Origin of the sequence: Lutibacter sp., from assembly GCF_041562875.1 — a bacterium.
Taxonomy (GTDB): Bacteria; Bacteroidota; Bacteroidia; order Flavobacteriales; family Flavobacteriaceae; genus Lutibacter.
The window spans coordinates 19,211-27,236 of sequence record NZ_JBFFOE010000037.1; the positions used below are offsets into that span (position 1 = coordinate 19,211).

The window sequence follows — 8,026 nt, forward strand, 5'->3', positions numbered from 1 at the left end:
TATGATTGAAAAACTTTCCAAATATATTCCTGAAAATGCTGTTAATTTAGTTGAAGAAATTCTCATAAATCATCCCATTCAAATAAAAATTGTAAATAACAGAACAACAAAACATGGCGATTTTAAAAGATTTAAAGATGGTTCACTTCAAATTACCATTAACAACAACTTAAATAAATACCAGTTTTTGTTAACGCTTATTCACGAAATTGCACATTTGGTTACCTACAAAAAAAATCAGCGTGTGAAACCTCACGGTATAGAATGGAAACTTAATTTTCAACATTTAATGTTACCTTTTTTACAACCAACTATATATCCTCAAAGCATACTTCCTTTACTAGCAAATTATCTCCGAAACCCAAAAGCAAGTACAGGAGCCGATGTTAATTTAACATATGCATTAAAACAGCATGATGAAATCTCAGGAAAGAGTTTTATCTTTGAACTACAACATGGGAGTATTTTTACCTTCAATAAAAAATCCTATAAAAAAGGAAGCAAAAGAAGAACTAGGTTTGAATGTATTGAATTACATAGTAAAAAAACCTATTTATTTAACCAAAACGCTGAAGTAAAAGTAACTATTGAATAACTAAAGTGAATTATTTGTGCTCATAAAATAAGTTGAGACTAACATTTGAAATGATATCTAAATGAATAAAAATTATTATGCAGTAATTATGGCTGGTGGTGTTGGAACTAGATTTTGGCCACTAAGCACTCAAAAATTGCCAAAACAATTTCATGATATGTTAGGTACTGGAAACACTTTAATTCAACAAACATTTAACCGTTTTGAGAATTTAATTCCTTCAGAAAATATTTTAATTGCTACCAATAAAAAATATGAAAGTTTAATTCAACAACAACTCCCAAAAGTTACTTCAAAACAATTATTGTTAGAACCTGCAATGCGAAATACAGCACCTTGTATTTTATACAGTGCATTTAAAATTTACAATGAAAATGCTGATGGGATTATGGTAATTGCCCCTTCAGATCACTGGATTGACGATGAGCAAGAATTCTTAAACAATATACAATCTTCGTTTGATTTTTGCGCTGAAAATGATGCATTAATGACACTTGGTATTAAACCTAGTTCACCAAACACTGGATATGGTTATATTCAACATGACACTTCTAAAAGCGACATAAAAAAAGTATTAAATTTTACTGAAAAACCAAATTTAAAAACTGCTATTAAATTCATAGAAGAAGGAAATTATCTTTGGAATGCTGGTATTTTTATTTGGAGTGTAAAAAGTATTTTAAAAGCGTTTGAAACACATTTACCTACAATGTATGCACTTTTCTCTAAAGGTGAAAAAAGTTATAATACAGCTTCCGAAAACTCATTTATTGAAGAAAATTATGCACAATCAGAAAATATTTCAATCGATTTTGGCATTATGGAAAAAGCGTCTGATGTTTTTGTTTTACCTGTTGAATTTGGCTGGAATGATCTTGGAACCTGGAGTTCGCTTTACACAAAATTAAAAAAAGATAAAAACCAAAACGCAACAATTGGAGGAAGTGTTATTTATAGAGATTCAAATAATAATATTGTAAGAACTCAATCTGGCAAACGTGTTGTAATTCAAGGTTTAAAAGATTATATTGTGGTTGAAAAAGATGATGTGTTACTTATTTGCCCAAAAAGTGAAGAACAAGAAATAAAACAAATTACAACAGCCGTTAAAACAGAATTTGGAGATGATTTCATTTAAAAAATTTGAACATGGAAAATACCAATAGCAAGCCATCAACTGAAAAAGATACAACAAATACTCCTTCAGCTAACTACGATATTAAAAATGCTTGGACAAGTATAAAACAATTTTTACATGAATTGTTAGATATCAGAGTTGATACAGATAAAAAAGGTACTATTGAAGATATTAAAGAAAATATATCCATGAAAGGACATACTGCTTGGGTACTAGTTTTTTCAATTTTAATAGCTTCTATTGGTTTAAATGTTAGCTCATCTGCAGTAGTTATTGGAGCAATGCTTATTTCGCCTTTAATGGGACCAATATTAGGCGTTGGTCTATCTATTGGTATTAATGACATTGACACCTTAAAACGCTCATTAATTAACTTAGGCGTGATGGTTGGTTTAAGTTTAACAACTTCATTCTTTTTCTTTTTAATTCCAATTTTTAGAGACGAAACTCCTGAACTTTTAGCAAGAACAGCTCCTGATGTTAGAGATGTTTTTATTGCAATAGCTGGTGGATTAGCCTTAATAATTGCTTTAAGCAGAAGAAGTAAACAAACTAATACTATTGCTGGAGTAGCAATTGCCACTGCTTTAATGCCACCTTTATGTACGGCAGGTTTTGGGCTTGCTACAGGAAATTTGAATTATTTTGGAGGTGCCATGTTTTTATTCACTATAAATACCATTTTTATTGCTTTAGCTGCATTTGTAATTGTGAAGTTTTTAAAATTTCCAATGGTAAAATATCTAGATTCAGCTAAAAGAAAGCGTATTTCTAGGCTGGCTTCTTTTGTTGCTATTTTAGTATTCTCTGGAAGTATTTATTTATTTTTTAACCTTTTTGAAGAAAATCAATTTAAACAAGCATCTCAACACCTCATAAATGATATAAAAGAAAGTGGCGTTAGTATTATTGATGAAGTTGATGAAAATATTAATTACAAAAAAAACAGTATAAAGCTTGTTGTTTATGGTGAAAAATTATCTCCAAAAGACAAAGAAAAGTGGATTTCAAAACTTCCTGATTATGGGTTAGAACAAACCCAATTAATATTTCAGCAAGGTGCTGATGATTCTGATATACGAAACGAAGTAAAAAATCTATCTGATTTATATGCTCAAAATCAAAAAATAATTTCTTCTAGAGATGAATCTATTAAGGAAAAAGAAGATAAAATAAAACTATTAGAAACAGAGTTGTCAAAATTTTATAATACACAAATTCCGTTTATTCAAATTAGCAAAGAAGCTCAAATAAATTATAATGGATTATCCAATTTAAGCTATGCTAGGCTAGTTAATACTAATTTTAAAAAAGTAGATACCATCACAGTTTTTAATGCAAAATGGTACGATTCTATTCCAAATACAGCCAATCAACAATTGTTATTAAAAAAGTGGCTTAAAACTCGTTTAAAATTAGATACGTTACAAGTAAATAATTATTAAAAATCTAGAATAAATCCAAATCGTGGTAAAACATTTCCTGAAGTATTTTCAATTTCTTCAAGGTTGTATGTGTTAGTTGTTGTATTTATTATTCTTACACCATTTTCATCAACGCTTGGTATTAAATAAGGTTGTGTTGTAGCTTCACTGTTATATAAATTTTGAATATCTACATAAAAATTAAGAGAAAGCTTTTTCCAATACCACGTTTTATCTACTCGAATATCTAATTGATGATAGGTTTTAAATCGTTCCGAATTTAGTTTAGAATAATCTAATATTCCGCTGTTCGATACATTATAATTTGTAACTATTGAAGATGTTTCAAAATCATAAGGCGTATAAGGTTGCCCGCCCACTAAACGAAACTTACCTCCTATTTCCCAATTTTTAGTTAACTTTTTACCACCTGTTATAGTTAACAAATGACGATTGTCCCAAGATGATGGAATATAATTATTTGATACATCTTGAAACTCACTTTTTACAAATGTGTATGAAAGTAAATAGTACAAACCATTATACGTTTTTTTTTGCGCTAATAATTCAAAACCGTAAGCCCTTCCTTTTGATATTGATAAAACTTCTTCATTACCAATCACTCCAAAATCTGAACCTAAATTCGCTAAACTTATTTGATCTCTTTTCGAAAAAGGATACTTATTATACTTTTTATAAAAACCTTCAATAGAAATTTTTGAAGTTGAGCTAGAATTATATTCCAACCCTGAAACATAATGAGTAGCTTCAATAAATTTTAATCCATTATTTTTATTCACCAGTTCATTTAAACTATTTCTATACCCCATTATTGTATATGCTGGCAATTGATAATAAATCCCTGAAGAAGCATTTAAATTTAGTTTCTTGCTTAATTGGTATGACAATGAAACTCTTGGAGAAAACTGGTTAAACGGATTGCTTATTTCACTATTATAATTAACACCATCCATTCTAAAACCAAGTGAAACACCTAATTTATAGTTTAAATACTTTTTTGAAAGCTGTCCAAATACATTGTATTTCAACATTGATAATTCTGAAGAAAAATCAATTTCAGAAACACCTTCAGAATTTGCAATTTTTTGAAAAGTAGTATTCTTATATTTCACATTTTCAAAACCCACACCTAAATTTAATTTGTAATCATTTTTTAAGGTGGATGTATTTTCAAATCTAAATTTATTTTCAATTTCTTTTGAAGTATAATCTAGTAATAAATCTATTGAATTACCTGTATTATCAAAATATTTTTTAGCATTGTTACTCCATTCATTTCTGCTTAACACAATTTGTTGCGTAGCTTTTTCTCCATAATGTTTATATGAGAGCCCAACTGTATAATTCCATTGTTCTTGAATAGGAATATTACTTAATATGTATAAATTTCTTTTCAAAGTAGCTTCATCGGTAACATTATCATTTACATCTTCATTTAATTTAAAATTATCAATAGCACCCAAACCTATTATAGAAAATTCACTTTTATTAGACAATTGGTGTTTTATTTTAAATTGAAAATCATTGTAAGTTGGTAAAAAAGGTAATTTTATAAGTTTAAACAACAACTTTAAGTAGGATTGGCGCACAGAAGCTATATAAGTAGTTTTATCCCCTAATGGTCCATCAATTGTAATTCCAGCATCAGAAGTTCCTAAAGTAGCTCTGGCATTCAATTTATCAGGATTTCCATCTTTCTGTGTAAATTCAATAACTGAACTTAAAGTGTTCCCCCTATTCGCTTGAAAAGCACTTGAATAAAAATCTACTTTCCGAATTAAATCTGCATTTATAATTCCAACTGGTCCACCAGACGAACCTTGTGTTTGAAAATGATTAATAACTGGAACTTCAATCCCATCTAAATAAAATTTATTTTCAGAAGGCGCTCCACCTCTAATAATGATATCATTTCTTAAACCCGGATTAGAAGCAACACCCGGTAGAGATTGAATTACTTTTAAAATATCTCTATTCCCCCCAGGGTTTTTTTCAATTTCTGCGATTCCTAAAGTTTGAACAGAAAGCGGACTTTCAATTGTTTTTTTAAACAACTTACTTTGAACTACAACTTCATCTAACTGCTCATTATCTTCCAACAATTCTATGAAAATATATGGATTCTTATCGTTAGTCACCAAATAATCTTCTGACATAGTTGTTGAATAGCCTAAAAAAGAAGCTTGAACCTTTACATATCCCAAAGGAACATTATTAATAACAAAATCACCATTCTCATTTGAAATTGCACCGATATTTGATCCAACCACAAGAACATTTACAAAAGGCAGATTAGCTCTTGTTTGTATATCAATTATTTTCCCTTTTAATGTTCCTGTATTTTGTGAAAACCCAACAGATTGGCTTAAGAAAAATAACCAAATAAAAACTTTTTTTATCATCCTTTACCATCTAAATTTTAGTAAAATTACAATTTTTGTTTAACATAATTAAATTTATATTAAACATTTTAATAAAAAAACATAAAAAAACCTTAAACAATTATGTTTAAGGTTTTTTGTGGTGAGAGAAGGATTCGAACCTTCGAAGCTTGCGCAGCAGATTTACAGTCTGCCCTCGTTGGCCACTTGAGTATCTCACCAAAATTTCAAAAAAAACTTCTCAATACTTAGAGAAGTTTTTGTGACCGGGCTGGGGCTCGAACCCAGGACCACCTCCTTAAAAGGGAGGTGCTCTACCAACTGAGCTACCAGGTCTTATTTCCCATTTTATTGGGGTGCAAATATAATGGTATATTTTAATAAAACAAACTTCTTTTTTATTTTGTTTTACTTAAATATGCTTCTCTAACTTTCTTGAATAAATTTGAAGAATACACGAATTCTACAACCGCCTCATTTTCAGTTTTAAATATCTCTTCATTGGTCCCTTCCCAAGCTTTTATACCATCTTTCAGAAAAATAATTTTTTCACCAATTTCCATCACAGAATTCATATCATGTGAATTAATAATAGTAATTATTTGATATTCTTGCGTAATTTCTTGTATTAAGTTGTCTATTACAGTTGCTGTTCTTGGATCTAAACCTGAATTTGGCTCATCACAAAATAAATATTTAGGATTCATAACTATTGCTCTCGCAATTGCCACACGTTTTTGCATTCCTCCAGAAAGTTCTGCAGGAAATTTATTATTCACATTTTCTAAATTAACTCTATTTAAAACAACATTTACACGATCTAACATTTCAGAATTTGATTTATCTGTAAACATTTTTAAAGGAAATAGAATATTTTCTTCAATTGTTAATGAATCAAATAACGCACCTCCTTGAAATACCATTCCCATATCTTGCCTTAATTGTCTCTGTTCTTTTATTCCTAGTTCTGTATGTATTCTACCATCAAATGAAATAATTCCACCATTAGGAACGTGTAAACCTACTAAACATTTTAAAAAAACTGTTTTCCCAGAACCACTTTGACCAATAATCATGCTAGTTTTTCCTTTCTCAAATGTTGTTGAAATACCTTTTAGAACTGGAGTTCCATTAAATTCTTTATATAATTCTTGAACTTCTATCATTTATCCTAACAACATTTGAGTTAAAAAATAATTTAATAAAATAATCACAACACTAGTCCAAACTACGGCTTGTGTACTCGCTCTACCAACCTCTAATGAGCCTCCTTTTACGTAATATCCATGATATGCAGGGATTGTTGCAATTACAAATGCAAAAACCAATGTTTTTGTTAAGGCATATTTTATATAATAAGGATTAAAATCAAGTTGAATCCCATAAATATAATCTTCACTATAAAATAAATCGGTTAATGTTCCTGCAACATAACCACCATAAATACCTAAAAACATAGCTAATAAAATTAACAACGGATAAAAGAAAAGTGTTGCTATTATTTTAGGTAAAACTAAATAATTTAAAGAATTAATTCCCATCACCTCTAAAGCATCTATTTGCTCAGTAACACGCATTGTCCCCATACTTGATGAAATATACGAACCAACTTTACCCGCTAAAATAACACACATAAACGTTGGTGCAAATTCTAAAATCATGGAACGTTTAGTTGCAAAACCAATTAAGTATTTTGGAATAAAAGGACTATCTACATTTAGCGCTGTTTGAATCGCTACAACACCTCCAACAAAAAATGAAATAAACGCAATTATTCCCAAAGATTTTAATCCTAAATCTTCAATTTCTCTGAAAAGCATTTCCCAAAAAACCGACCATTTTTGAGGTTTTTTAAAAACTTGTTTAAGCATTATAAAATACTTTCCTATATGCCTTAAGTAATTCATATAAATTTCTTTTGGCTAAAATATCAAATTTAATATTAGGTATTCAATTTTAAGACATAAAAAAACCCTCATAAGAGGGTTTTAAATTTTTTATATTATCTAACTCCATCGTTTACCGGAGGAGTACCTGTTCCTGGGTCTACTCCACCTCCACATAATTCTTTACAAAATTCAAAATACATTGCCCAACTATCTCCTTCAAAACCTTCTCCTTGACCCCAGCCTGTTTCTCTTTGAATTTCTGCTCCTTTATCATCAATTTTAACAACTTCGGCATGAGCAGCAATATAAAAGCAAGGTTCAAAAGCATCAGCTGCTATTTTATATTCTACCTCAAAATCAGAAATAATATTAGCTTCATAATCCATTCGTTTTTCAAAAACTCCTGGTTTTGGGTTTCCTTTTTTTGTTTCAGGAATTCCATCTCTATCACCAGCATATAAATGAGTTAGTTTAATTACCCATTCACTATTAGTTATATATGTGATATAAACATAATCTATACCATTTTCATCAACTATCTCTACATCTATCCTACCTGCAGTATAATTTTGACCTGC

The 8,026-nt window shown here is 29.4% G+C and carries 7 protein-coding genes and 2 tRNA genes; 3 read left to right on the forward strand and 6 right to left on the reverse strand.

From position 1 onward, the window contains the following. The first annotated feature begins 1 nt into the window (after nucleotide 1). The 3 genes from ABY863_RS07110 to ABY863_RS07120 all read left to right on the forward strand — a co-directional run bounded on the left by ABY863_RS07110 (nucleotide 2) and on the right by ABY863_RS07120 (nucleotide 3,178). Nucleotides 2–595 (forward strand): SprT-like domain-containing protein, encoded by a 594-nt coding sequence (locus ABY863_RS07110; RefSeq protein WP_372793569.1) that lies wholly within the window; start codon nucleotides 2–4, stop codon nucleotides 593–595. Nucleotides 596–656: 61 nt separating this feature from the next. Further along, nucleotides 657–1,733, forward strand: a complete 1,077-nt coding sequence (locus ABY863_RS07115; RefSeq protein ID WP_372793570.1) for a mannose-1-phosphate guanylyltransferase — start codon at nucleotides 657–659, stop codon at nucleotides 1,731–1,733. A gap of 11 nt (nucleotides 1,734–1,744) precedes the next feature. Then, complete coding sequence (locus ABY863_RS07120) at nucleotides 1,745–3,178, forward strand: DUF389 domain-containing protein (protein WP_372793571.1); 1,434 nt, start codon at nucleotides 1,745–1,747, stop codon at nucleotides 3,176–3,178. Here ABY863_RS07120 and ABY863_RS07125 read toward each other — a convergent pair. The 6 genes from ABY863_RS07125 to ABY863_RS07150 all read right to left on the reverse strand — a co-directional run. Further along, entirely contained in the window at nucleotides 3,175–5,580 is a 2,406-nt protein-coding gene (locus ABY863_RS07125; protein ID WP_372793572.1) for a TonB-dependent receptor domain-containing protein, read from the reverse strand. The two genes, ABY863_RS07120 and ABY863_RS07125, sit on opposite strands and share 4 nt — an antisense overlap. 119 nt (nucleotides 5,581–5,699) lie before the next feature. Beyond that, nucleotides 5,700–5,780: transfer RNA gene (locus ABY863_RS07130), tRNA-Tyr, on the reverse strand. A gap of 42 nt (nucleotides 5,781–5,822) precedes the next feature. Then, a tRNA-Lys gene (locus ABY863_RS07135) sits at nucleotides 5,823–5,895 on the reverse strand. Nucleotides 5,896–5,957: 62 nt separating this feature from the next. Beyond that, nucleotides 5,958–6,725 carry an ABC transporter ATP-binding protein gene (locus ABY863_RS07140; protein WP_372793573.1) on the reverse strand — a complete coding sequence of 256 codons (768 nt, stop codon included), beginning with the start codon at nucleotides 6,723–6,725 and terminating at the stop codon, nucleotides 5,958–5,960. Next, nucleotides 6,726–7,466: an MlaE family ABC transporter permease gene (locus ABY863_RS07145; RefSeq protein ID WP_372793574.1), complete on the reverse strand. Its 741-nt coding sequence runs from the start codon at nucleotides 7,464–7,466 to the stop codon at nucleotides 6,726–6,728. A gap of 95 nt (nucleotides 7,467–7,561) precedes the next feature. Then, on the reverse strand, nucleotides 7,562–8,026 hold a 465-nt coding region (locus ABY863_RS07150), incomplete at its 5' end, for a hypothetical protein (RefSeq protein ID WP_372793575.1).